Here is a 24,391-nt window from a genome sequence, read left to right on the forward strand (position 1 = left end):
AGGTGATAGACCTCAAATTTTTGTGTTGTCATGAATCTGTCATATATTTCTATATAATTGGAAATATGAAAAATACAGACGCAGTCTCTGCTTTCCTGGCTCTAGGTCAGGAGTCGCGACTTAATATCTTTCGCCTGATTGTGCAAAAGGGTGACGTGGGTTTAACGCCCACTCAAATTATTGAGAAGTTGGGCATTCCCAACGCGACACTCAGCTTCCATTTAAAAGAGTTGGTTCAGGCGAACTTGTTGTTAGTAGAGCGCCAAAGTCGCAATCTGATTTATCGCCCTAATGCAGCACTTGTCCAAGAATTAAGCGCATTCTTATTGGATAACTGCTGTGGAGGCAAATCCTGCATTCCTTCAAAAATATCCAAAAAGATTAAATCCTTATGAAAACATACAATATTCTTTTCTTATGCACCCACAATTCTGCACGTTCCGTTTTGGGTGAGGCCTTAGCTTCGACCCATCCAAGCGGCAAATTTATTGGCTACTCAGCAGGCTCAACGCCAGGGACTAGCGTCAATCCAATTGCAGCAGATCTTGCTGCTGAGATGGGAATGGATAGGACGCTACTCAAGTCCAAGAGTTGGGATGTCTTTGGCCAGCCTGATGCTCCTAAGATGGATTTCATTATTACGGTTTGTGATAACGCAGCTGGCGAGCAGTGTCCATTCTGGCCGGGTCAGCCTGCCACAGCACATTGGGGTTTCCCAGACCCATCGCAAGTGCAGGGAAACGATATAGAGAAAAAAGCTGCTTTTGTTGAGGTGATGAATGGTTTAAAGAAGCGTCTCGATATCTTGGCTGCCATGCCTTTAGAGAAGTTGGATTCTATGAGTCTTAAAGAGATTCACCAAAAAGCATGAATTCTCTAACCAAAAAACTTTCTTTCCTAGACCGTTATCTCACGGTCTGGATTTTTGTGGCAATGGCTGCTGGTATTGGTCTGGGGTACTTTGTCCCCAGCATGGAAGAGTGGATTAATTCTTTTCAGGTGGGCGCTACCAATATTCCGATTGCTATTGGCCTCATATTGATGATGTACCCTCCATTTGCGAAGGTGCGCTATGAAGATCTTCCAGATGTTTTTAAAGATAAAAAAATATTCGCTATTACTATCTTAATGAACTGGATCGTGGCTCCCACGCTCATGTTTTTTCTGGCCATTACCTTTGTGCCAAATGAGCCCCAGTATATGGCTGGCCTTATTTTGATTGGTATTGCACCTTGCATTGCCATGGTGATCGTATGGAACGACTTAGCTAAAGGTTCGGCTGAGTATGCAGCAGGGTTAGTGGCTTTTAATGCAATCTTTCAAGTGCTATTTTTTAGTGTGTACGCCTACTTCTTTTTGACAGTATTGCCGCCATATTTTGGCTTAGCTGGCGCCAATGTCAGTGTGAGTATGGCTCAAATTGCAGAGAGCGTTTTCATTTACTTAGGCGTTCCTTGTATTGCTGGCTTGCTTACCCGTTTTGTGATGCTCAAGTTTGTTTCTAAGGAGTGGTATCACGAGCACTTTGTGCCACGCATTGGCAAGCTGACCTTGATAGCGTTACTATTCACGATTGTGGTGATGTTTAGTCTGAAGGGTAATTTGATTTTGACTTTGCCAATGGATGTTGTGACGATTGCTGTACCGTTATTGGTTTTCTTTGTAGTGATGTTTTTGCTTACCTTCTTTGTTACGGGTAAGTTGGGCTTTGGATACAAGCGTTGTTGCACTCTCTCCTTTACCGCATCAAGTAATAATTTTGAATTAGCGATTGCCGTTGCCATTGCTGTCTTTGGTATTAATTCTGGTGCAGCCTTTGCAGCAGTAATCGGTCCTTTGGTGGAGGTGCCTATTATGATTGGCTTAGTCACCGTAGCTTTATGGTTTAAAGAAAAATATTTTCAAAAGGCCGATTCTTAAATGTCTGAGTATGTCGATGAGTTTCCTGCATTAGTCGAATCTTTATTTCAGGTTCCTGACCTTGGAAAACTCGGCATTTCTCAGGCTTCCCATCCCCCTAGATTCTTGATGCTGTATGGCTCTTTACGTGAGAGATCTTATAGCCACCTATTGACGCTTGAGGCGGCTAGATTATTAAGAGCGATGGGTGGAGAGGTCAAAGTTTTTGATCCTACTGGTTTGCCATTGGTTGATAGCGTGCCTGATAGCCATGCTAAGGTACAAGAACTAAGAGAGTTGGCGATGTGGGCAGAAGGGATGGTCTGGACTTCACCTGAGCGCCATGGCGCGATGACTGGACTTCTGAAGACGCAAATTGATTGGATTCCATTATCTGAGGGTGCTGTACGACCTACTCAGGGAAAGACGCTGGCAGTGATGCAAGTTTGCGGTGGATCGCAGTCATTTAATGCAGTGAATCAAATGCGTATTTTGGGAAGATGGATGCGCATGATCACTATTCCAAATCAATCATCTGTAGCGAAAGCTTTTACTGAATTTGAAGAAGATGGTCGCATGAAGCCATCCGCATTTTATGATCGCGTTGTCGATGTGATGGAAGAGTTGTATAAATTTACGCTTTTGACTCGCAATGTCAGCTCCTATTTGACTGATCGCTACAGCGAGCGCAAAGAATCTGCAGAGGCGTTATCTAAACGCGTCAATCAACGCTCAATTTAGATTGGCTATTGCTATGCACGATAAGGACGAATAAGGGCCTCTAAGGCAATAGCATCATTTTCTTGTCTCAAGTTGTCAATTGAACTTCGAAGCGCTCTAATCTCTTTGCAGCTGAGCTTGCGCAGTTTCTTGCGATCTATTCCATAGGTATCCACCAGATAGCGCACTCTCGATAGACAAATTTGTAATTTGATTAGCCAAAAGAGGGCAAATATTGCTGGCGCTAATAAGAGAAACACAATGCTCATTTAGTGACCTATAAAAAAGGCCGTCTTGTAGACGGCCTGATAAAGCATATCCAATATCGAAATTACTTCACTAGTAAAACAGCTTGCTTGGCAGAATTACTGACTTTTTGAGCAACTGAGCCCATGAGCGCATCTAAGATGCCGGTGCGACCTTTGGAGCCCATCACAATTAAATCAAACTTCTCTTTATTAGCCAAGGCAATGATTTCACCAGCAACATTGCCGCGTTTAATCACCATATTGTGCTTAACACCAGCTGCATCTAAAGCTTTTTGTGCGCCTTTGAGATCTTTTTCGCTGATCTCTCTGAGATAGTCATCAATCACACTATTGGCAACAAACTGTTTCACATGACCAAGGCCAATATCGTCATGAATGCTGATGATAGTCACGGTGCACTTGCTGCGCAAATCTTTGGCTAACTTGCCCACATACTTAGCTGCATTGAGCGCAGATTTAGAGCCGTCAACTGGTAATAATATTTTCATTTGTCCCTCTATTTTTTGTAGTGAATAAACTGCAACTTCATGTACTAATTTACTATGAAAATCCCCATAAATCCATGAAAAGCTGACTAATCTAATGGCCTATTTTAAGAAGGCGTCGTAGAAGGTTTTCACAATCAAAATGCTTACTAGAATAAAGAAGCCCTTGCGAATGAAGGTATTCCCATGCGTTATGGCAATCTTGGTGCCGATTTGACCGCCAATCAGGTTAGCAATTGCCATCAAAATCCCGAGTTTCCAGTCAATAAAGCCCATATACAGAAATACGCATAAGGCACCTAAATTGGAAGAGATGTTGAGAAACTTTGCAGGAGCTGCTGCACGCAAGAAATCAAAGCCCATGATGCGTGTATACAAGAGTTTATAAAATGCTCCAGCGCCGGGCCCTAAAAATCCATCGTAAAAGCCAATGATTCCTGCGCCAGCAGATGCTACAGCTTTTTGTTTTTTGGGTTGATGTTTAGGGGCATGCACCAAGCCAGCATTGGACTTGATATTAAAAATGAGTAGGGCTATCAATAAAAAAGGCAATGCACCCCTGAGCCATTGTGTCGGTACTTGGGTTACGAGATAGGCGCCACCGATCGATGCCAAAAAAGCGACGGTTGATGAGATGATCACTAAACGCCAAGGGCTTCTGTTGGCCCTCGCATACTGGATCGCTGAGCCAATAGTGCCTACGCTGGAAGCAAACTTATTAACTGAGAGTAAAGTTGCCGGTGGAAAGCTGGGTAAAAAAGCAAAGAGGGCTGGTACCTGAATCATTCCGCCACCACCAATAATAGAGTCGACTAGCCCGGCGACTAGGGCGCAGGTAAAGAGTAGACTCAGATCGAAGATGGACAGTTCAAGCATTTTTTATTGTTTTAAATGTTATGCAGAGGTATTTTAGAGGTGTTTAAGTTCTTACGTGCTAAGGTGGATAATTAGCATTCAATCCATTTCCAATCATCGATAGCTTATGAAAGTGAACTCAGAAGGGGTATCTTCATCGCGGGTATTTCTGCCGCAAGATACCCATTATGAAAGCTTGCTTGAGTTCTTCATTCAGCAGTTCCCTCATATTGACTCCGGAGAATGGGCGGCGCGTTTTACTGCTGGTTTGGTGATGACTATTGAGGGGGTGCCGGTAGCGGCGAATGATGCTTATCGCCCAGGAAGTCATCTGCTGTACTTCAGGCGCCTAGAGCGCGAGCCTGAGATCCCTTTTGAGCTCAATATTGTGTTTCAAGATGAGCATATTGTGGTGGCGGATAAACCGCATTTCTTGCCAGTGACCCCAAGCGGTCTCTATCTTCAGCAAACGGCGTTGAATCGATTAAAGAAACAAACAGGAATTCGGGCTTTAAGTCCAATACATCGGATTGATCGTGATACTGCCGGACTGGTCATTTTTTCAGTAAATCCCAATGAGCGTGCACAGTATCAAAATTTATTTCGAGATCGTCTGGTACAAAAAGTATATGAAGCCATTGCGCCTTACTCAGAGGAATTAGCAAAAAGATTACCTGTCACTTATCGTAGTCGCTTGCAAGAATCTGAGCACTTCTTACAAATGGAGGAAGTTGCAGGGGAGCCCAATACCGATACCCTTGTAGAAATAACTGAAATCAGTAAGCCCTGGGCCAGATATCGTCTTACGCCTGGCAGCGGCAAGAAGCATCAGTTACGTTGCCATCTGAATGCTTTAGGGATTCCGATAAAGTACGATCAAATTTATCCCACGCTTACCCCTTATCAAGAGTATGAGCTCGATTTTTCTAAGCCTTTGCAGTTGCTAGCTAAGGAAATTGCATTTATCGATCCCATTACGGGTAATCAAAGGCATTTTTTCAGTGAAAAGATTCTTAACCTAAATATGTAGTGGTTTGCCAATGTGAATGAGTACACTATTACTTTGGCAATATTCTGTTGAAGGCATCAATTGAGATTTAGACATTTACTCAAATTTTCTTTCGGACTACTTCTATTTGCCTACGCTGCGATCTCATTTGGGCAGATCGCATCCGTAGCAGTTGCTGCCAATATGAAAGATGCTTTTACAGAAATTCAGGCCGCATTCAAAGCCACTGGTAAGCCTGAGATAAGGGTGGTGTATGGATCCTCGGGAAACTTTACAGCCCAGATCATGAATGGCGCGCCGTTTAATCTATTCATTTCTGCAGATGAAAAATTCCCACTCGAGCTCTATAAGAATGGCAAAACAGTGGATGCTGGAAAAGTCTATGCCATTGGCAGAATTGTATTTATCGCCAAGAATTCCTCAGGAATAGAGTTGAGCAAAGACAAGACTCAGTTAGCTAGTGCAATCACTAAAGCAAATAAGATTGCCATTGCAAAGCCTGAATTGGCTCCTTATGGCAGGGCGGCAATTGAATTTATGAAAGCCGAAGGCTTATGGGATTTGGCTAAAGATAAATTGGTCTATGGCGATAACATTGGTGCGGCCACAATGTTTGTAGCCACTGGCGCTGCAGATGTTGGATTTACAGCCTTATCGCTCGCTCAATCCCCGGAGGTGGCCAAGCAAACCAATTACGTTTTAGTAAATGACAAGTTGTATGAGCCCATCATGCAAAGAATGGTGCTTATCAAGGGTGCACCACAAGAGGCTATTGACCTTTATCGGTTTATGCAGACTGTCAAAGCTAGAGAGATTCTAGCTAAGTATGGATATGGTGTTCCTCAATAACTGCTCTTCATTAGCCTCTTATTGAATGTAGGCATTTGCCAGCGTTAGGTCTTGCTCTGAAATCTCACCAGTTAGTGCAGCTAGGCGTAAACGGTTCAATAGGTAATTGACTTTCTCCATATATAAAGCGTAGTCAGTTCCAATCAAATCACTTTCAGCCCCTAGGAGTTCCATGGTGGTTCGCGAGCCATTGGCATAACCCGCCCGAGTAGAGCTCAAGCGTGCTTCACCAGTCTTCTGGGCAGCTGTTAAGGCATTTAACTTGTCCTTGGTGCTATTTAAAGCATGCCAAATTGAGCGTAAGGTTCTCTCAAAATCCTGTTCTGATTTAGTGTATTCCGCTTTGGTTTTTTCAACCAAAAGTAAAGACTCCTCTTGCTTTGCTGTCCTGTAACCACCTGTGTACAAAGGGATAGATAGCTGAAGACCTACGAGGTAATTGTTGGTTGCCACATTACTGGCTGGACCAAAATTACCCGAGCCAGTAAGACTATCTTTTGAGGATTGGGCTACGGCATCAAGCTTAGGAGATGCAATAGCACCATATTTTTCTGCTTCTTCTCTCGCCACTTTTTCCTGAACAGAAAGCATCTGTAGTTGGATGTTTTGGGATTTCAATTTTCCGAGATAGCTATCCAGAGAGGCAATGCTCAGACGATCTGTTTTGAGGGCGATCTTCATTTTATCGACAGTCACTGGATTACCAAAGAGATCTTGTAGCGCTAATTTTTTAACAGTGAGATTATTGCTTGCATCGAGCATTCTGACTCTAACGAGGTCCAGTCTCTCCGCTGCCTCTTGCAAATCCGTCTGACTTGCATCACCCAATCTATAGCGTTTTTCAATCTGTTGGCGAGTATTGTTAATAGCCTCTTCTTGTTTCTTAGCCAATCTCACTGCCTCTTGCGCACTGAGAACATCAAAGTAGCGTTCAGCCACAAGAAGAATGAGGTTTTGCTGGGCAACCTGCGCGCCAAGATTGGAGGCATCAGCCGATAAATTTAATTGACGACTCTGAGAGAGGCGTTCACGGTTATAAATCGACTGTGATGCCGATACCATATAGCGATTAACAAATCCATTATTAATCGAAGTATTAAAGTTGGCTCCATTGACCGTCCTCATTCCAGGGGCATAAAACTGTGCACCAGTAGTAGAGGTGTTGTAACTCATACTGCCAGTCAAGGCGGTCACACTCACACTAGGAAGCCACAATGAGGTGCCCTGATCTCGGCGCTTTTCACCAGCCATTTGTTCATAACGGCTAGCAATGAACTCCGGATCCCGATTTTGCGCCTCACGCCAGACTTCCATGAGGGTAGTTGCCTGAGCGGAATGGGTCGATATAGTAAGCAGAGCAATGGCTGCCGCTGCTACGGGTTTGATATCGAAAAGTTTCATTGTTAGCCTTTTTCTTAAGCGCCTGCTTTAACGCCCAATTTGCGAAGGATGCTCTCCATGAGGCACCACTGTGTCAGACCACTTTGTAAAACATTGGCACCAACAAATGCAGTAAACGCTAAAAACCACTCATTGACAAACCATGGGCTTGCAGGGGCGCCCAATGCCAATGATAGAAGAATGAAAGTGCCTGCGATTACGCGTACGATTTGCCATGTTGTCATGCTATTTTCCTTTAAAAAATTAATGGTCAGATTGAAGAATAGATTCGGTGCGGTGAGCGTAAGCTGAGAAATACAGCAAGGGAATCACCACTAATGTAAGTGCAGTAGATACTAAAATGCCGAAAATAAGTGAGATTGCTAAGCCATTGAAAATGGGGTCATCCAAAATAAAGAATGCGCCCATCATTGCAGCAAGGCCAGTTAAAGCAATCGGTTGAGCTCTTGTGATGGCGGCATCTACTACTGCATCTTTAAACGAAACCCCCGCACGCACTTGTAGATTGATGAAGTCCACCAATAAGATGGAGTTGCGAACAATGATGCCTGCAAGTGCAATCATGCCAATCATGGAAGTGGCAGTAAATTGGGCGCCCAATAAGGCGTGTCCAGGCATGACCCCTATGATGGTCAAGGGGATTGGAGCCATGATGACTAAAGGGGTTAGGTAAGAGCCAAAATGGGCAACTACCAAGAGGTAGATTAGCACTAGACCTACCGCATAGGCTGCACCCATATCTCGGAATGTCTCATAAGTCACCTGCCATTCCCCATCCCACTTAATCGCGTAATCCTGATATGGGTCACTAGGAGCTGAGGTGAAAAACTCTTCTACTGATTTACCATCTGGAGCTTTTATGTCTTTAGTCAGTCCGCGCGCCATAAATAGACCATATAAAGGACTATCGACTTTTCCAGCAGTGTCCGCGATCACATAGCTCACTGGTAGTAAATCTTTGCGATAAATAACCTGCTCCCGATCAGCATCAACAATGGTGACAAGCTGACTTAAGGGGACAGCTTCACGCTGTGAGTTTCTTACGGTTAATTTCAGTAGCTCATTGAGCGAGTCTTGTTTATTTTCCGGTAATCTGATTTGGGTAGGTGCAGGGTACTTTGACTGATCATGGATGTAGGCTGCATTTTCACCAGTAAGACCGGCCCTCAAGGTGGTCACAATAGCTTGTTGAGACACACCCATCAAGCTGGCTTTACGACGATCTATTACGAGAAATTGTTTGGGAGCCTTAGCAACACTACTATCATCAATATCGACAATGCCGGGAGTCTTCTCAAAGGCCTCCCGAACGGATTTGCTCACCGCTAGCCTGCCTTGTGAAGTTGGCCCATAGATCTCAGCAACAATAGGGGAGAGTACTGGCGGCCCAGGTGGTACCTCAACAACTTTGACATTGGCTTGATATTTTTTAGCAATGTCTTGCAAGACTGGGCGAACACGACTTGCAATCGTGTGACTCTGGTCAGAGCGATGATGTTTATCAACGAGATTGACCTGGATGTCACCCAAAGCTGGACTTTGTCTAAAGTAATACTGACGAACTAGACCATTAAAGTTAATGGGAGCTGCTGTACCAGCATAAATTTGATAGCTACTTACCTCTGGTACCTTAGCCAAGGCTGCACCCATTTCCTTTAGTACGTCTGAAGTCTTTTCAACCCGAGTATTGGGCGGCATATCTAATATCACCTGAAACTCGGACTTGTTATCAAATGGCAGCATTTTCAGAACGACGAGCCCCGTTACCGGTAGCGCTAGCGAGATCAAAATAGCGCCAATCACACCAACGCCTAACAGCCTGCGGTTGCGCTTGCCGGTCTGGTCGCTAAGGAGTGGGTTGAAGATCTTTTTGAACTTTGGGCTAATCCACTGCGCAAGATTAAAGTGATTCTTTTGCTGCTCAGAATGTTGTGCCAGCCAGATTCTGGCCATCCAAGGCGTAATCATGAAAGCGATTGCAAGAGATAGCAACATACCCATGCTGGAGTTAATTGGAATAGGGCTCATATAAGGCCCCATTAGGCCGCTAATAAATGCCATCGGTAGAAGGGCGGCGATCACGGTCAATGTTGCCAAGATAGTCGGCCCACCTACTTCATCAACTGCACCGGGAATAATTTCTCGCAAACTCTTATGAGGGAAAAGAAGTTGATGTCGGTGAATATTTTCTACCACCACAATGGCGTCATCCACCAAGATCCCGATAGAAAATATCAGCGCAAAGAGGGAGACGCGGTTGATCGTAAATCCCCAGGCCCAGGAAGCAAATAGGGTAGCGGCTAGAGTCAGCACTACTGCAGAGCCAACAATGACTGCCTCTCTTCGCCCTAAAGCAAAGAAAATTAAAGCAACTACGGATAAGGTTGCGAAGATCAGTTTCTGAATGAGCTTATTAGCTTTTTCATTGGCTGTTTCTCCGTAGTTTCTGGCAACTGCAATTTCAATATCCTTGGGTATTAATGAGGACTTAAGTGAATTGAGTTGCTCTAATACCCGGTCAGATACATCAACAGCATTCTCACCAGGTTTTTTAGTAATGGCGATGGTCACTGCAGGATGTTCGGAAGCAGATTGGTCATTTGCTTGTGCATGCCAAACCAGGCGCTGATTTTGAACTGGGCCTTCAACGACCTTAGCGACATCTTTAATGAAGATGGGATTGCCTTGACGTACTCCTAGGGCAATACCCTCTACATCCTGAAGATTTTTCAGAAAAGGACCGGTTTCAATTGCAACAGTGCCTTGCTCGGTGATCAAGTCGCCAACTGGCATCCCTAAATTCGCAGTGTCCAAAGCCAATCGAATATCGGGAATCGTAATCCCTTTAGTGGCCATGGCCTCGGGACTAATTTCAATACGAATAGCGCGCTTTGGGCCTCCAAGGGTAGCAACTTCACGCGTACCTTTTACTCTTTTGAGATCGATTTCAATTTGATTGGCAACTTTCTCTAAATCGTAGGCTGTAACTGCAGGATTTTTAGAAAAGAGTGTCAGAGACAAAATGGGCACATCATCAATGCCCTTAGGTTTGATGATGGCAGGCATTACGCCTAAGCCTTTGGGCAGCCAATCCGAATTAGCGGCAACTGTGTCATGCAGTCTCACTAATGCTTCAGTTCTCGGTACACCCACCTTGAACTGCACTGTAATCACTGAGAGGCCCGTCTGGGACATGGACATCACATGCTCGATACCGGCAATCTGCGAAAGCACCTGCTCTGCTGGGATTGAAACCATTTCCTCCACATTTTTAGCGCTGGCGCCTGGAAAAGGGATGATGACATTGGCCATCGTGACATTGATTTGAGGTTCTTCTTCTTTGGGGGTGACAATGATGGCAAATAGACCTAGCAACAAGGCTAAGATTGCTAGTAAAGGTGTAATTTGGGCATTCTGAAAGAAAGCCGCAATACGTCCCGATATCCCAAGTTTCTTTTCCATCGAATGGTGCCTACTTAAATGATTTATTGGATAATATTATATAATAAAGTAAACTGATATACAATGAAGTCCATTCGATAATGAAGGTGAACGCTATGGCGTTGGCAATAGAGCTAGACAGAATGCAGGAATCGGCCAATGAGGCCTGTAAGTTATTAAAAACATTGGGAAATACCGATAGATTGCTATTGCTCTGCCAAATGAGTCAGGGTGAGAAATGCGTTGGCGATCTAGAAAGTACCCTAGGAATTCGTCAGCCAACCCTATCTCAACAACTCACTGTCTTGCGCAATGAGGGTCTAGTGCAAACTCGCAGAGAGGGTAAGCAAATTTATTACTCCCTTTCTAGCAATGCCGTCTTAGAGGTGCTGGGCGTACTCTATAAAAGTTATTGCAAATAATTTTTAGAGAATATCCCTGAAGGTTAAATTAATTCTCGGCTTAATCGGTAGCGTTGTTTTGAGTAGGCTATGCTGCCAAAACTCTTGAGTGGGTGAGTGCATTATTAAAACGCTGCCATTCTCAAGCAATATTGAATTGCTCTCTTTATCTTCTCGATGCCTAAAAGCGAACTTACGTTCTCCCCCTAAGCTTAATGATGCAATGGGTGCCAAGGGATTGAGTTCTGCTTCATTATCACTATGCCAGCCCATTGCCTCATTGCCATCGTGATATAGATTGAGCAGGCAAGAATTAAATTTCCATGCAGCAAGATCCTCTAACTGTTCTTTGATGATGAGTAACTCGGGTGTCCATGATTGTGGATCCTTTTTCTGACCCGAATAGGCGTATGAGCATCCCTCATCGCCAATCCAAACTACTTTTCGCTTGGTGATAACCTGCTTTCCAAACATGGTGAGGTGATCAGGCTGCCAATCAAGGGTCTGCAAGAGGGTATTCAATAGGGTTTCGCAGTTTGCAGAGCTAAATACCTTCGCAAAATACTGCGCATAACCATCCTTACGTAATAAGTTAGGGGGAGCCTGGGTATCGTCAGGCTCAAACAAAGGAATTTGCATTTTCATGAATTCACTCGGAGCAGCAAAGATTGCATTAAATCTCTAAAATAAGCCCTAGTGGCCAATTTCATTTTCTCTAAGGATCATTTTTGAAAGCTCCCAAAAACTACTGTTGTGGATCAGGTGTTTGCATCATTAATGAGGATGGCGAGTGTTGGTGTGGTCAAGTTTGGGATGGGGAGAAGATGGCTCCCGCGATTCTCAAACCTCTTACTCCCTCTAGCATGATTGACAATGCTGATAATCAGGACTCTAAGCCTCAATCTTAGGCTCGGGCTTTAAACACGCTTTGGCAGCCGCAGCTTGGGCTGATTTCAGCCATGCAGGTTTTTGGCCTTTCCCAAGCATTTCAGTGAACTGCGACGGACTTAAAGTGCTCCTCAGTTGTTTTTCTGTGCATTCACAAAAAGCCCGAAAATCATTGGGGGCAATGTTTTTATGTTGCTCATGTAAATTAATCTGAGCTTGTATGCATCTATCTTGATAGCTCTTATCTTGCGCAAGCGCTAAATTCTGTTGACTCATTGCAATCATTACTGCGGTAATGATCTGTAAATATCTCATGATGTTCTCCTATGTAGCTGTTCCGTAAACTCTACGGAGTGAGTGGGCGGCAACCCCATCCTGTAATGCCTGTCGAACTGGTATAGCTATCAAATCAATACTTTTATTAATGGTGAAGCGCTCGATATCACTTGGCTTGCTTCGACCAATGAGGGGATGCACCCAATCTGGTAGGTTTAAAAAACCAGCACGCGTAATTAGCTTTACAAAGGGCTTGGCGGTGAGATTGCTCGGAAACTGATCTAGTAATTGAATGATGGTTTTGGCACGCTCACCGTAATGCAGTTCAGGGATGTATTGCTCGATTGCCTGATTTGTTCCGCTATAGCTTGTCGGTAAGTTCATGGCACCCATCTTCTCGCCAAGCATTTTCATTTCAGAAAAATATTGGTCTTTAGCGGCAGAACTTATTTTTTCTACTCGATGGGATTCAAAAGCGCTCATAAAACTTCGCGTTTCTGTGAGGTGAACCCAGGCTAATAGGTGTGGATCTGTTGCTGCGTAAGGTTTACCAAACTCATCAAAGCCAGTAATTTGAGTGTGAATGCGATTAACTTTGTCAATTATCTGCAGGGCCATATCCCTAGACCCATAAGTAGTCGCGGCAATAAAGAAGGCTGTTCTACCCAATCTGCCTTTGAGATCTTGACGAAAGCTAGAGTGATCCCATACCCCTGCTAAAGCTTGGGGGTGTAGGGCTTGCATGATGAGTGAGCTAATTCCGCCAATCATCATTGAAATAAAATCCGCATGGACTTTCCAGGCAATCGATTCTGGGCCGAGAAGTCCGCGATCGCCCGGTGGCGTCAGAAAGGCGACGGGTGGCCCACCACCCCCAACCATCTCTCGAATGCCCTTGCGAATAAATTCATTGAGCATAGCTTTAATGAATCATGGTGTTTCTGAGGTTGTCATCTTCAATCAGCTCGGTAATTAAATCTAGGCGTATGCGGGGATTTTCTTGTGCAAGCAAATGATTTTTCTGAGCTAGCGATAAGGGTAGTAATTCAGCGAGTCGATTTGAGACCCAACCACAATCATCTAACTTGTGTGGTTCTTTAAAGGGTGCATCCCCCAACAAATCTTCACTGCGGATTACGGAAATGATCTCGTTTAATAATTTGACAACCTTTTGATGTTCTTGCGGCACGGGGATGAGGGGATCATTCTCAAGGAGCTCAATTTCACCCAACCATAATCCGCTCGATTCTTGTTCGGCATGAATTAGCTTGAAACGCTGCGTACCAAATGATCTGGTCATATACAGTGCAGGCTGTACTGGATCAAAATCCTCAATCTTCGCTAAGGTGCCAATGCTCGAAAAAGTGGTCTCTAAACCTTGTTCTGATTGAGTTTCAGATCCTTTAATAATGCTGATGACGCCAAATTGAGTATTTTCACGCAGGCAACGCTTAATCATATCGAGATAACGTGCCTCAAAAATTTTCAAAGCAATTACGCCATCGGGGAAAAGAACGGTGCCCAAAGGAAATAGCGGAATTTGTCTCGTGGAGGCTGATGTATTTGTCATGTATTTAATGTAAAGGAATTCAAAATTTCTTGCTTGTTGCCTGTAATAGACCGCTGAGCCTTTCTCAATATGGTGTCCTGCAGACTTAGAAATTCTCAGATACATTACTGACATACCTTTTGGAGATCGACATGATTCAAATGCTTCGTATCAAGCTTGCCCGCTGGATTCTGGGAAAGCATTGTCCCTGTTACCAGATGGGTTATCACAATATGGTCGATTTTCAGCAGCGCAGTGCCGATCGTTTAGCTAAAGCCGAGCAGCGCTGTAAGGCCCAGTAACCCACGGCAATCCCTGATTTTTTAACTATCACTTACTAAAATATTCACCACATCTACTCATTATGGAAATTACTATTGCCGCTAAAGCTGCACTAAATACCTTAGTAGATATTGCCTGTCATTCAGCGGATGGTCAGCCAGTACCAGTGCCTGAACTGGCTAAAAGACAGCGTTTATCGATTAGCCGTATTGAACTTTTGCTAAGCGCATTGCGTGTTGCTGGAATTGTTAAAGGAACGAAGGGCCGTAATGGCGGGTATCTATTACTGAAGGATCCCCAAGTTCTGATGATTAAGGACATCGTATTAGCGATGAATCACATCAAAAAGCGCAAGGTTGAGGTTTCCGATCTCGCCAAAGATTTATATCAATCTTTGGAGGCTTATATGATTGGCTATCTTTCGACCATGACCTTGGCTTCAACCATTCGCGATTACATTCCGAAGTTTAGTGAAATCAAGACTGCGCCAGAGCGAATTGTGTTTACTCCGCCTATTGAGCCAAAGCAAAAAATATTAAAGGGCGAGGCGCAGAAGGTGGTTAGAGCACAGTTTAAGAAAATGGAGGAAGTGGCCTTAGGCCCCAACTCTATCTTCAATTTTGCGAACTATTTAAACGGTAAACCTTCCTAGTTATTCATCGACAGTACGGTAGCGGATTGTTGTGACAACACCCTCATTGGCTTTTCCTCCTCTGGCATTTGTTGATATCGAAACTACGGGCTCTCACTTTGAGCGCGATCGCATTACCGAAATTGGTATCAAGTCTTTAGTGAGTGGTGAGGTAAGTGTTTGGGAACAGCTTATCAACCCACAGGTATTTATTCCACAAAATATTCAGAAATTGACGGGCATCTATCCTGAGATGGTTGCTGATCAGCCTGTCTTTCCTGATATTGCAAAGCAACTCAAAGAGCAGTTAGAGGGAAAGATTTTTGTTGCCCATAATGCGCGTTTTGATTATGGCTTTATTAAGGCATCATTTAAGCGTATGGGTATGGATTTCAAGCCTAAGGTGCTTTGTACCGTCAAACTTTCCAGATTGCTTTTTCCCAATCAAGCAAGACATAATCTCGATTCCATCATTCATGCTCACGGTCTTCATGTCAGTGCACGGCACCGCGCATTGGGAGATGCAGACTTGTTGCTCCAGTTTTGGAGTGTCTGTGAAAGGTTGGTGGGGCTAGAGCGTTTACTTCAGGCGGTAAATCAACTAGTTGGTAATGCCAGCTTACCTCCCAATATTGATCAGGCCCTTGTCGATTCTATTCCTGATACTCCTGGGTGTTATATCTTTTATGGTGAAAATAAAACCCCGCTGTATATTGGTAAAAGTATTTCATTGCGCAGCAGAGTCATGAGTCATTTTCAGAGCGCATTAACTCAGCGCAAGGAGATGAAGCTTTCTCTGCAGATTAGAGATATTGATTGGATTGATACTGCTGGAGAGCTAAGCGCCTTGCTTTTAGAGTCTCAATTAATCAAAGAGCGTATGCCTAGCATGAACATTAAGCTGCGGCGCTCTAAAGACCTTTGTGCATGGAGTTTAGTTGAGGATGAGTTTGGCCTTTTGCTGCCAACTTTAGTTGGTCATCAGGATTTATCTCCTGGATTGCAAGACAATCTCTATGGTCTGTTTTATAGCAAACGTGAGGCTCATTCTTACTTAAAGGCCGTAGCCAAAAAATATCGACTCTGTGAGGCTTTGCTTGGCCTAGAAAAGCGGATTGAGGGCAAACCCTGTTTTGGCTTTCAGGTAAAGCAATGCGGTGGTGCATGCATTGGATCAAGTCCGATAGCGCTTCACAACCTATCCCTGAAATCAGTGTTTGAGTCCTATCGGGTTCAGGTATGGCCCTATGAGGGTCCAATAGCGATTCAAGAGGGTAAGGCCATGATCGTAGTTGATAAATGGTGCTATCTAGGTACAGCCATGAATGAGTCAGAGCTATATGAGCTTGCGGCTTCTGGTGAGGTGGAATTTGATTTAGATATTTACAAAATTATTAAAAAAGCATTAAGTGGTAGCCATAAACATCGGGTCCATCTGCTGAAAAATGCTCGAGAAGCTACCTACTAACAGGGCGCAGCTTCAGGATTGCGAGATAATGATGCTATTAATTTATTCATACAGATCTCTCACGTCAGGACTGTATCTAGCATTTGAATGACAACTGAACAAAATACGCCTGCCTCACAAAAAAGATTGGCCGTTGCCCCCATGATGGAATGGACGGATCGCCATTGCCGCTCCTTTCATCGTGCTCTGACTAAAAATGCAGTGCTTTATAGCGAGATGGTGACAACGGGCGCACTCATTCATGGGGATGTTCCACGCCATTTAGATTATTCTCAAGATCAACATCCTGTGGTGTTGCAGTTAGGTGGCTCTGAGCCATCTGATCTTGCTAAGGCTGCAGAGCTTGCGCAGCAATGGAAGTACGATGAGATTGATCTCAATTGCGGCTGCCCCTCAGAGCGTGTGCAGCGGGGAGCATTCGGAGCCTGTTTGATGGCTGAGCCTGATTTGGTTGCTAGTTGTGTCAAGGCGATGAAAGCTTCGGTTGATATTCCAGTCTCTGTAAAGCATCGTCTTGGTTTGGACAATATGGATGCTGCTGGCTCTGAAAAAGATTATCAATTTGCCTTGAACTTCATCCTGTCTGTAGCTGATGCAGGTGCTAGCCAAGTTACTATCCATGCACGCAATGCTGTGCTCAAAGGTTTATCTCCCAAAGAAAATCGTAGTAAACCGCCCTTGCATTATGAAGTGGCAGCAAAGCTTCGCTTGGATGCGCAAAAGCAATATCCCCATCTCAAAGTGTTACTCAACGGCGGATTAGAAAATAACGAGCAAATTGCAGCGCATTGGAATGACTTTGATGGATTTATGGTGGGTAGGGCGGCCTATCATTTTCCGGCGATGCTACTTGGCTGGGATGATTTGATTGATAGTGATGGCGAAGCTGCCGGTTATCTCTTTAGTGAGACGGAGTGGCATCGTATTCAGATCGCATTGGTTAAGCAGGTCCAAGCTTGGTTTGACGAGTGCCAGGCAAAACAGAAGCCTTTTTATATTGGGGCATTCACTAGGCATATTTTGGGTCTCGCGCACGGTAGGGCGGGCTCAAGATATTGGCGTCAGCGTCTATCTGATCACCATACACTAGCTAAAGTACAGAGCAAAGCTGCCATTGCTGATTTTTTCTTAGATGCCAGTCTTACCCTTGGAGATTGGGCTGCATTTGAGTTTGAGGCCGCCTAAACCCTTCATCTAAGGCTTTTTTGACAGGGTTTTGGCCCAAAAGCTATAATCTATGTCTTCAGTGGCGGACGTAGCTCAGTTGGTAGAGTCCCAGATTGTGATTCTGGTTGTCGCGGGTTCGAGCCCCGTCGTTCGCCCCACCGAATATTGCATTATCCTAAGGCTCCCAGTGCGGAGCCTTTTATTTTGAGATTAGTTTGATGAAAAAATTCGATATTCTCCCCATCCTCTTTGGTGTTGTACTGTCGATCATCGCAGGCTATTTTATGTTGAGGTCTGCTCCTGCCGATAGCGCTCCTGTATCAACAATTCCCACTGTCAAAGTTGGCAATCTCTCTTGGGATCAAACTGAGATGACGATTGCCGATGTCAAAACTTTTGCCAACGCGACTGGGTTTGTTAGCCAGGCGGAAAAGAATGGCGGTGGCTTATCTTATGAGGCAGGCTTTGTTAAAAAGCCGGGCTGGACTTGGAAAACACCTTATGGCGTGCCTGCTCAAGATACTGAGCCAGCTGTACATCTCAATCAAGCAGAAGCAGCCTCTATCTGTCGCTTTTATGGAAAACGTTTGCCAACTGATGCAGAGTGGACATCAGCCGCATTTTTAGAGCAACGTACCAATCCATCTGCAGGTTACGTCAGGGGCGAGCGTTATCCCTTTCCAGGGGGCGCCAATCCCTCGGTTTCACATTGCCTAAGTGGTTGCGGTAATTACAAGGGCTTAGCCCCTGCCGGAGCCTTAAATCGCGGTACCGGGCATGTAGCTGCTGGGACTACAAAGCCTGGTGTTAACGGCTTAGTTGATATGGGTGGCAATGTTTGGGAGTGGACCTCTACAGAGCAGGGTAGTGGGTACATCACTCGCGGCGCCTCATGGTGGTATGGACCAGAGCGACAAAAAGAGTCCGATGTAGAGTCAAAATCAGGCGATATTGCTGTGGTCTATATTGGCTTTCGTTGCGTTAGTTAATCCCATGAAACAATAGGGAATGACAACAACCATTCCTGATGCAAATTCAATTGAAATCACCCCTGAGTATCAGGAGGTCATCGATGCTATTGAGCGTCATGATCCTTACATTTTTGTAAGTGGTAAAGCAGGTACGGGTAAAACCACTTTAATTGGCTATCTGCGTGAGAACATCCCTGGTAACGTAGTGGTGGTAGCGCCTACTGGTGTGGCTGCACTGCAAGTGAAGGGGGTGACAATTCACTCTTTCTTTCGACTGCCTCCCCGTTTGATATTTCCAGAAGAGGATATCAAGCCTTTAAAAGATAAGCGTCTCTACAAAGATATTCGTCTACTCATTATTGATGAGATTTCGATGGTCAGGGCAGATGTAGTAGATGCTATGGATCTATTTTTGCGTGCTAATGGACCGCACAAGAGCCAGCCTTTTGGTGGAATTCAAGTGATGTTTGTGGGCGATTTATTTCAATTGCCGCCAGTAGTATCGAATGCTGATATGCAAGTGCTTGCTGAGCGTGGCTACGAGGGGCCGTATTTCTTTTGCGCCATGGCATTGCACCGTAAAGATGTGACTATGGTGGAGCTATCGAAAATCTTTCGCCAAAAAGATGCTCACTTTGCGGGCTTATTGAATCAAATTCGCATTAATCAAGATATTGCTCAGGCTCTTAATGTGCTCAATGATCAGTGCTATCACAATGCCGCGCCTGCTGATGAGCAAACGATTACTCTAACGACAACAAACGCACGCGCTGATCAAATTAATCATGCTGGATTGCGCGCTTTGGATACCGAGGCTAAGGTTTATACGGGCAATACTACGGGTAAGTTCAACGTGGATGATCGTAATTTGCCATCACCGAATCACCTTACGCTGAAGGTTGGGGCAAAGGTGATGTTTACCGCTACAGATAGTAACTTTCCGAAACGCTGGGTGAACGGTACGATCGGCGTTGTCCGTGAATTGCTTCCCAATAGCGTCAAGGTGGTAGTTCAAAATGGACCCTATGCCAATACGGTTGAAGTTAAAGGTCACCAGTGGGAGTCCTATCGTTACGACCACGACATGATGTCTGGAAAAATCTCACCCAATATTATTGGCACCTTTGTGCAAATTCCTTTGATGTTGGCTTGGGCGGTGACGATTCATAAAAGCCAAGGAAAAACACTCGACAAAATTAAGGTCGATTTGTCTTCGGGGGCATTTGCATCGGGGCAAGTCTACGTTGCTTTAAGTCGCTGCACATCCATTGAGGGTATTACGCTAGAGCGCCCAATACAGCCAAAGGATGTGAGTTGCGATCAAGAGGTAAAGCGCTTTTACTTGAACTGCTTGCCAGCTTAATAAATCTTTAAAACCCTGCAGCCAAACCATCTCGCCGATGATCGCTTCCGGCAATATAAGCATCTTGAGTTTGATCGCCTAATAGTGCAATTGCTTGAGCGCTACCGAAATCTAGGCTGTTTGCTGGCATGATCATCACGTCGTGACCCAGGGCTTTTAAGCCATCTACAACTGCGGTCGGCATTGAAGACTCCACCGTGAGTTTGCCAAGATCGTCAATTCTCCAGCGCGGGGCATCAGAGCAAGATTGTGGGTTAAGGTACTCATCAACAAAGCGCATGACGAACTGCACATGTCCTTGGGGTTGCATATTGCCACCCATGACACCAAATGCCATGGCAGGCTGATTACCTTTACTTAAAAATGCAGGGATGATAGTGTGAAAGGGTCGCTTGCCTGGGGCAACCTGATTAGGATGGCCCTCGACTAAGCTAAAACTCATGCCACGATTATGAAAGGCGATACCTCCGGGAGCAACTACCCCAGAACCAAATCCTCTAAAGTTCGATTGAATATAAGAAATCATCATGCCCGAGCTATCAGCAGCACAAAGATAGACTGTGCCTCCAGAGTGCGGATCTCCAGGGCCATAGCTTCCCGCTTGCTGGTGATTTATTAAGGCGGCGCGACTAGCTAAGTACTCACGATCTAAGAGTGCGCTAGGCGACATATTCATTGTCTTGGCATCAGATACGTAAGCATAAGCATCAGCAAAAGCCATGCGCATCGCCTCAACTTGTAAATGAATACGCTGCGCTGAGTTCGCAGGATATTGCTTCACATTGGCCGCTTCCAGAATTCCTAAGGTCATTTGCGCAACAATGCCAGAGCCATTGGGTGGGATTTCATGCAAAGTGTATTCGCCATAATCAAACGCTAATGGCTCGACCCAATCGGTTTTATTAGCAGCAAAATCAGCAAGCGTAAAACAGCCTCCGGTGCTTTGGGAAAACTCGACCATGCTCTTAGCCAGGGCGCCGGAGTAGAAAGATTCACCCTCGGTATTGGCAATCTCACGTAAGGTGTTTGCTTGCGCCATATTGCGCCAAATTTGTCCTGCAGTTGGTGCTTTCCCATCAATTAAAAATGCTTGAGCAAAACCTGGTTGATCTTTGAGAATAGGGATTGCCTCTCGCCATTGACGCGCAATCACTGGTGAAACAGGGAAGCCATTTTCTGCATAGTCGATAGCCCTTTTAAAAAGCTGTGCAAAAGGGAGCTTGCCAAATTTTCGAGAAAGATTAATCCATCCAGAAACTACGCCCGGAACCGTTACCGTATTCCAGCCAATCGGATCCATGGCTGATTTCCCGACAAAGTATTCTGGCGTCCAAGCAGCTGGCGCTCTTCCAGAGGCATTCATACCATGGAGCTTTTTGCCATCCCACACTAAGGCAAATCCATCGCCCCCCAGGCCATTCATGGTGGGCTCAACTACAGTAAGCGTGATTGCCGTTGCCAGTGCAGCATCGACTGCGTTACCACCATTTTGCAGGACCTCGATACCTGCTTGAGTGGCAAGAGGTTGAGAGCTGGCAACCACATTTTTTGCTAGTACGGGTGCGCGGCCACCACCGTAAGGAGGGGAGATCAACATAGTTTTATTTGGTTTTAGTTAAAGAGGTGATAAAGAATAGGTATGGCAACTGCACTGATAACACCATTCATGCCCATTGCAAGACTGGCATAAGTACCCGCTTCAGGATGAATGCTAAAGGCGCGTGAGGTGCCAATACCATGGGCACCAATGCCAATAGCAAATCCACGCTGCCACCAAGCTTTCATACCAAGCGCATTCAGAATAAATGGAGCCAAAATGGCGCCTAATATTCCAGTGGTGACAGCAAAGATTGCAGTCAAAGTTGGTGAAACACTAATGCGTTCAGCAATACCCATCGCAATCGGTGCTGTAACTGATTTGGGGTACATAGCCCCAGTAATGCTGCTGTCAGCCCCAAATAATTTAGCGATATTCACAGCGCTGATGATTGACACTAGACCGCCCGCAACTAGTGAGGCTAGCAATGGAAGGGAGCGACCCTTCAAACTACTCAAGCCTCTGTAAATCGGAATTGCCAACGATACTGTCGCAGAGCCCAGCAGAAAGTGGATAAACTGTGCACCTTCAAAGTAGGTGGCATAAGGCATCTTGAGTAACTGAATAATGCTCGCAACCAAAATAATGGCAATCGCTACAGGATTAGCAAGTGGATTTTGTTTACTACTTTTATAAACCCATAGACCAATTTGGTAAGCGGCTAAAGTAATAAAGAGCGCGAATAATGGACTTCCCGAGAGGTAAACCCAAATTTCAACGATAGAGTGTTTTTCGCCCATTAGCCCTCTCCATCGGATTTGGGGCTTAAGAACCTGGCAACCACTGCAGTTGTGGCAATGGTCAGGATGACGCTGCCAACCAAGGCGCTAATAATTGCCAGCGCATTTTCTTGTAATTGGGGAAGAAAGAGCACGACACCCACTGCTGCTGGAACAAATAGTAATCCTAGGTACTGACTAAACCCATCGGCGACCATAGCCAATTCTGCATTAATCCCTTTGCGCAGGACAAGCCAGACAATCAACATGACCAAACCAATCACTGGGCCTGGAAGCGTTGGCAGGGCAAATTTGGAAACTAATTCGCCTAGACTTTGAAACAGCAGAATTTGAACGAGGCCAGAGATCATCGGATATGAGCCTCGTGATGTGTTTTAGTCTGAGAAAACAACCGAAGTGGCGCCATTGATGAGAACGCGATCATGTAGGTAGTAGCGTAGGGCGCGAGATAAAACAGTACGCTCTAAATCGCGACCCTTACGCACCAAATCATCTGGGGTATCGCCGTGGGTAACTCGGGTGACATCTTGCTCGATGATTGGGCCTTCATCTAGGTCGCTAGTAACAAAGTGAGCGGTTGCGCCAATGAGCTTGATACCGCGGGCATGGGCCTGGTGGTAGGGTTTAGCACCCTTAAAGCTAGGTAAGAAGGAGTGATGGACGTTAATACAGCGTCCAGATAATTGAGTCGATAAGTTATCTGAAAGAATCTGCATGTAGCGCGCCAAAATGACCATATCGACTTTTGAGTCCGCAATGATTTCCAGTAGCTTTGCTTCTTGAGTCGCTTTTGTTTCTGGGGTTACTGGCAAGTGATAAAACGGAATATCCGCAAAATCAATGCTGGCATACACATCACGTGGATGATTCGATACGATGCCGCAAATTATCATCGGCAGTTCACCAATGCGCCAACGGTAGAGTAGGTCTACTAGGCAGTGATCCAATTTTGATGCCATGATGAGTACGCGCTTTAATTCTTTCACTGCACGTAAATTCCACGTGAGATCAAAGCGTTTCGCAATGTCTACAAAGCCGTCGCGTAGTGTCTTTGCATCAGCGGCGCAACTAAAGCTAACGCGCATAAAAAACCGTTTTGATGCTTTGTCATCAAACTGCTGCGCCTCCTCGATGTCGCCACCCAATTCAAAAATATAGGTAGAAACTGCAGCAACAATGCCAGGGCGATTGGGGCAGGTCAGTGTGAGATAGTAGTTTTCAGTTGTCATTGCTCAATTATTTTGATGGAATATTGTTACCCTCAATTTTAGACTGCTTATGCCGATTTCCGTATAACTGTTGCTAGTTCAATGACTATTTTTGCTTATCGAGGGTGGGTAGGTCAGCAGGCCCAGGATAGGGTTCACTCATGTCCTTGATTTGGGGGATGGGGATATCTGTGCAAATCGGCTTAGACCCTAGGGCATTGAGAAAATTGCAATCTTGTTTGGTTGCTGCTGAAGCAGCATGTTCAAGAGGGGATTTTCCGGTGGTTACGGTAGAGACTGCGCTGACCGCAGTGCTGGGGTTCGCTACCGCGACCGAGGCTGCCGCGGTGCCGGCTGAACTGGCAACTGCTGTAGTGCTACTACCAAGCGCCATTAATGGCGCCGCACAGCCTGTGGTACTAATGAGAACGGCAATGCTTAGGCCGCGCAATAAAAAAGCAGACCCAAGCGAAGCTTGTGATCTGCCCACAATAGCTAGGATTCGAGTGAACTTACTTACGCTGACAGACAACGTTAAATACTCCAGCGGCCCAGGATTCGTTCACAACGGGCTCGAATTGGCTATCGGGAGTTTTATTGTCTGAGACGACATCGCCCGTACCTTTGTTGCCGGAAAACTCTTTGTATTCGATAGGGCGATAGCTCACTGCAGGGCAGTTGTATTCATTAATGCCAATAATAGAATTGACGGGCTGTTTGGTTTTTGGGTTTACGCCAGGCTTTTTAAAGTCCAGCATAGACATGATTTGGGCTTTTTCGCCAACATCACTAATCGTATCCAGATCAACGTACACCACCATAAGTGCATTTGATCCTAATTCTTTCCAGGCGGCAGAGCTATGGGCAATCGGGAGTACACATAAAGCAGTAAAGAGGGTGAAAGAATATATTTTTTTCATGG

General features: G+C 45.1%; 30 protein-coding genes and 1 tRNA gene. 15 read left to right on the top strand and 16 right to left on the bottom strand.

Annotated elements, in window-relative coordinates; translation table 11 throughout:
* Window positions 1–65 precede the first annotated feature (65 nt).
* The 4 genes from FD974_RS02970 to arsH are packed head-to-tail and all read left to right on the top strand — an operon-like array spanning window position 66 to window position 2,640.
* Window positions 66–395, top strand: coding sequence for a helix-turn-helix transcriptional regulator (locus FD974_RS02970; protein ID WP_215365653.1), 330 nt, complete (start codon window positions 66–68; stop codon window positions 393–395).
* Complete coding sequence (locus FD974_RS02975) at window positions 392–871, top strand: arsenate reductase ArsC (RefSeq protein WP_215365655.1); 480 nt, start codon at window positions 392–394, stop codon at window positions 869–871. Before FD974_RS02970 ends, FD974_RS02975 begins: the two co-directional genes overlap by 4 nt.
* The gene (gene arsB / locus FD974_RS02980) at window positions 868–1,920 is read left to right on the top strand and encodes an ACR3 family arsenite efflux transporter (protein WP_215365657.1); all 1,053 of its coding nucleotides are present in this window, start codon (window positions 868–870) and stop codon (window positions 1,918–1,920) included. The genes FD974_RS02975 and arsB overlap by 4 nt, the downstream gene beginning before the upstream one ends.
* Entirely contained in the window at window positions 1,921–2,640 is a 720-nt protein-coding gene (arsH, locus tag FD974_RS02985) for an arsenical resistance protein ArsH (protein ID WP_215365659.1), read from the top strand.
* A gap of 11 nt (window positions 2,641–2,651) precedes the next feature.
* On the opposite strand, the gene FD974_RS02990 is transcribed toward arsH, so the two are convergent.
* From FD974_RS02990 to FD974_RS03000, 3 genes are all read right to left on the bottom strand, one after another.
* A complete protein-coding gene (locus FD974_RS02990) occupies window positions 2,652–2,888 on the bottom strand; it encodes a hypothetical protein (RefSeq protein ID WP_215365661.1) in 237 nt (78 codons plus the stop codon).
* A gap of 62 nt (window positions 2,889–2,950) precedes the next feature.
* Complete coding sequence (locus FD974_RS02995; RefSeq protein WP_215365663.1) at window positions 2,951–3,376, bottom strand: universal stress protein; 426 nt, start codon at window positions 3,374–3,376, stop codon at window positions 2,951–2,953.
* Between the two features lie 99 nt (window positions 3,377–3,475).
* Window positions 3,476–4,249 (bottom strand): TSUP family transporter, encoded by a 774-nt coding sequence (locus FD974_RS03000; protein WP_215365665.1) that lies wholly within the window; start codon window positions 4,247–4,249, stop codon window positions 3,476–3,478.
* A 106-nt stretch (window positions 4,250–4,355) separates the two neighbouring features.
* Between FD974_RS03000 and FD974_RS03005 the strand changes: the two genes are divergently transcribed.
* Window positions 4,356–5,258, top strand: a complete 903-nt coding sequence (locus FD974_RS03005) for a pseudouridine synthase (RefSeq protein ID WP_215365667.1) — start codon at window positions 4,356–4,358, stop codon at window positions 5,256–5,258.
* 60 nt (window positions 5,259–5,318) lie between these two features.
* Window positions 5,319–6,086, top strand: coding sequence for a molybdate ABC transporter substrate-binding protein (gene modA / locus FD974_RS03010; RefSeq protein ID WP_251374648.1), 768 nt, complete (start codon window positions 5,319–5,321; stop codon window positions 6,084–6,086).
* Window positions 6,087–6,104: 18 nt separating this feature from the next.
* Here the strand turns inward: modA and FD974_RS03015 are convergent, their stop codons facing one another.
* Genes FD974_RS03015 through FD974_RS03025 form a run of 3 tightly spaced genes read right to left on the bottom strand, consistent with a single transcriptional unit; the run spans window position 6,105 to window position 10,949 of the window.
* Window positions 6,105–7,487 (bottom strand): TolC family protein, encoded by a 1,383-nt coding sequence (locus FD974_RS03015; protein WP_215365669.1) that lies wholly within the window; start codon window positions 7,485–7,487, stop codon window positions 6,105–6,107.
* A gap of 14 nt (window positions 7,488–7,501) precedes the next feature.
* The gene (locus tag FD974_RS03020; RefSeq protein ID WP_215365671.1) at window positions 7,502–7,711 is read right to left on the bottom strand and encodes a DUF2892 domain-containing protein; all 210 of its coding nucleotides are present in this window, start codon (window positions 7,709–7,711) and stop codon (window positions 7,502–7,504) included.
* 19 nt (window positions 7,712–7,730) lie between these two features.
* Complete coding sequence (locus tag FD974_RS03025; RefSeq protein ID WP_215365672.1) at window positions 7,731–10,949, bottom strand: efflux RND transporter permease subunit; 3,219 nt, start codon at window positions 10,947–10,949, stop codon at window positions 7,731–7,733.
* Window positions 10,950–11,044: 95 nt separating this feature from the next.
* On the opposite strand from FD974_RS03025, the gene FD974_RS03030 reads away from it, so the two are divergent.
* Window positions 11,045–11,350 (top strand): helix-turn-helix transcriptional regulator, encoded by a 306-nt coding sequence (locus tag FD974_RS03030; RefSeq protein ID WP_251374649.1) that lies wholly within the window; start codon window positions 11,045–11,047, stop codon window positions 11,348–11,350.
* A 3-nt stretch (window positions 11,351–11,353) separates the two neighbouring features.
* Here the strand turns inward: FD974_RS03030 and FD974_RS03035 are convergent, their stop codons facing one another.
* A complete protein-coding gene (locus FD974_RS03035) occupies window positions 11,354–11,974 on the bottom strand; it encodes an alpha-ketoglutarate-dependent dioxygenase AlkB (RefSeq protein ID WP_251374650.1) in 621 nt (206 codons plus the stop codon).
* A gap of 83 nt (window positions 11,975–12,057) precedes the next feature.
* On the opposite strand from FD974_RS03035, the gene FD974_RS03040 reads away from it, so the two are divergent.
* Window positions 12,058–12,237: a hypothetical protein gene (locus FD974_RS03040; protein WP_215365676.1), complete on the top strand. Its 180-nt coding sequence runs from the start codon at window positions 12,058–12,060 to the stop codon at window positions 12,235–12,237.
* Here the strand turns inward: FD974_RS03040 and FD974_RS03045 are convergent.
* The 3 genes from FD974_RS03045 to FD974_RS03055 are packed head-to-tail and all read right to left on the bottom strand — an operon-like array spanning window position 12,221 to window position 14,063.
* Window positions 12,221–12,532: a hypothetical protein gene (locus tag FD974_RS03045; protein ID WP_215365678.1), complete on the bottom strand. Its 312-nt coding sequence runs from the start codon at window positions 12,530–12,532 to the stop codon at window positions 12,221–12,223. The genes FD974_RS03040 and FD974_RS03045 overlap by 17 nt on opposite strands.
* Window positions 12,533–12,541: 9 nt before the next feature.
* Complete coding sequence (locus tag FD974_RS03050; protein WP_215365680.1) at window positions 12,542–13,411, bottom strand: oxygenase MpaB family protein; 870 nt, start codon at window positions 13,409–13,411, stop codon at window positions 12,542–12,544.
* Between the two features lie 4 nt (window positions 13,412–13,415).
* Complete coding sequence (locus FD974_RS03055) at window positions 13,416–14,063, bottom strand: LON peptidase substrate-binding domain-containing protein (protein ID WP_215365682.1); 648 nt, start codon at window positions 14,061–14,063, stop codon at window positions 13,416–13,418.
* Between the two features lie 131 nt (window positions 14,064–14,194).
* Here FD974_RS03055 and FD974_RS03060 point away from each other — a divergent pair, with 131 nt between their 5' ends.
* The 7 genes from FD974_RS03060 (at window position 14,195) to FD974_RS09785 (ending at window position 19,924) form a co-directional block, all read left to right on the top strand.
* Entirely contained in the window at window positions 14,195–14,344 is a 150-nt protein-coding gene (locus FD974_RS03060; RefSeq protein WP_215365684.1) for a hypothetical protein, read from the top strand.
* A 62-nt stretch (window positions 14,345–14,406) separates the two neighbouring features.
* Window positions 14,407–14,976 carry an Rrf2 family transcriptional regulator gene (locus FD974_RS03065; RefSeq protein WP_215365685.1) on the top strand — a complete coding sequence of 190 codons (570 nt, stop codon included), beginning with the start codon at window positions 14,407–14,409 and terminating at the stop codon, window positions 14,974–14,976.
* Window positions 14,977–15,007: 31 nt separating this feature from the next.
* Window positions 15,008–16,423 carry a 3'-5' exonuclease family protein gene (locus tag FD974_RS03070; protein ID WP_215365687.1) on the top strand — a complete coding sequence of 472 codons (1,416 nt, stop codon included), beginning with the start codon at window positions 15,008–15,010 and terminating at the stop codon, window positions 16,421–16,423.
* An 87-nt stretch (window positions 16,424–16,510) separates the two neighbouring features.
* Window positions 16,511–17,608 (top strand): tRNA dihydrouridine(20/20a) synthase DusA, encoded by a 1,098-nt coding sequence (gene dusA / locus FD974_RS03075; protein ID WP_215365689.1) that lies wholly within the window; start codon window positions 16,511–16,513, stop codon window positions 17,606–17,608.
* A gap of 64 nt (window positions 17,609–17,672) precedes the next feature.
* Window positions 17,673–17,748: transfer RNA gene (locus FD974_RS03080), tRNA-His, on the top strand.
* A gap of 60 nt (window positions 17,749–17,808) precedes the next feature.
* A complete protein-coding gene (locus FD974_RS03085) occupies window positions 17,809–18,579 on the top strand; it encodes an SUMF1/EgtB/PvdO family nonheme iron enzyme (RefSeq protein ID WP_215365691.1) in 771 nt (256 codons plus the stop codon).
* Window positions 18,580–18,598: 19 nt separating this feature from the next.
* Window positions 18,599–19,924: an ATP-dependent RecD-like DNA helicase gene (locus FD974_RS09785; RefSeq protein ID WP_215365693.1), complete on the top strand. Its 1,326-nt coding sequence runs from the start codon at window positions 18,599–18,601 to the stop codon at window positions 19,922–19,924.
* Window positions 19,925–19,931: 7 nt separating this feature from the next.
* Here FD974_RS09785 and FD974_RS03095 read toward each other — a convergent pair whose 3' ends face one another.
* From FD974_RS03095 to FD974_RS03120, 6 genes are all read right to left on the bottom strand, one after another.
* On the bottom strand, window positions 19,932–21,521 hold the full coding sequence (locus FD974_RS03095; RefSeq protein ID WP_215365695.1) for a gamma-glutamyltransferase family protein: 1,590 nt from the start codon (window positions 21,519–21,521) through the stop codon (window positions 19,932–19,934).
* 14 nt (window positions 21,522–21,535) lie between these two features.
* The gene (locus FD974_RS03100; protein WP_215365697.1) at window positions 21,536–22,261 is read right to left on the bottom strand and encodes an LrgB family protein; all 726 of its coding nucleotides are present in this window, start codon (window positions 22,259–22,261) and stop codon (window positions 21,536–21,538) included.
* Window positions 22,261–22,611, bottom strand: a complete 351-nt coding sequence (locus FD974_RS03105) for a CidA/LrgA family protein (protein ID WP_215365699.1) — start codon at window positions 22,609–22,611, stop codon at window positions 22,261–22,263. The genes FD974_RS03100 and FD974_RS03105 overlap by 1 nt, the downstream gene beginning before the upstream one ends.
* A gap of 24 nt (window positions 22,612–22,635) precedes the next feature.
* Window positions 22,636–23,490, bottom strand: coding sequence for a formyltetrahydrofolate deformylase (gene purU, locus FD974_RS03110; RefSeq protein ID WP_215365702.1), 855 nt, complete (start codon window positions 23,488–23,490; stop codon window positions 22,636–22,638).
* Between the two features lie 85 nt (window positions 23,491–23,575).
* Window positions 23,576–24,001: a hypothetical protein gene (locus FD974_RS03115; protein WP_215365704.1), complete on the bottom strand. Its 426-nt coding sequence runs from the start codon at window positions 23,999–24,001 to the stop codon at window positions 23,576–23,578.
* Window positions 23,982–24,389: a surface-adhesin E family protein gene (locus tag FD974_RS03120; protein WP_215365706.1), complete on the bottom strand. Its 408-nt coding sequence runs from the start codon at window positions 24,387–24,389 to the stop codon at window positions 23,982–23,984. The genes FD974_RS03115 and FD974_RS03120 overlap by 20 nt, the downstream gene beginning before the upstream one ends.
* Between the last annotated feature and the right edge of the window lie 2 nt (window positions 24,390–24,391).

The organism is Polynucleobacter sp. es-EL-1, from assembly GCF_018687975.1.
In the GTDB taxonomy this organism is placed as follows: domain Bacteria; phylum Pseudomonadota; class Gammaproteobacteria; order Burkholderiales; family Burkholderiaceae; genus Polynucleobacter.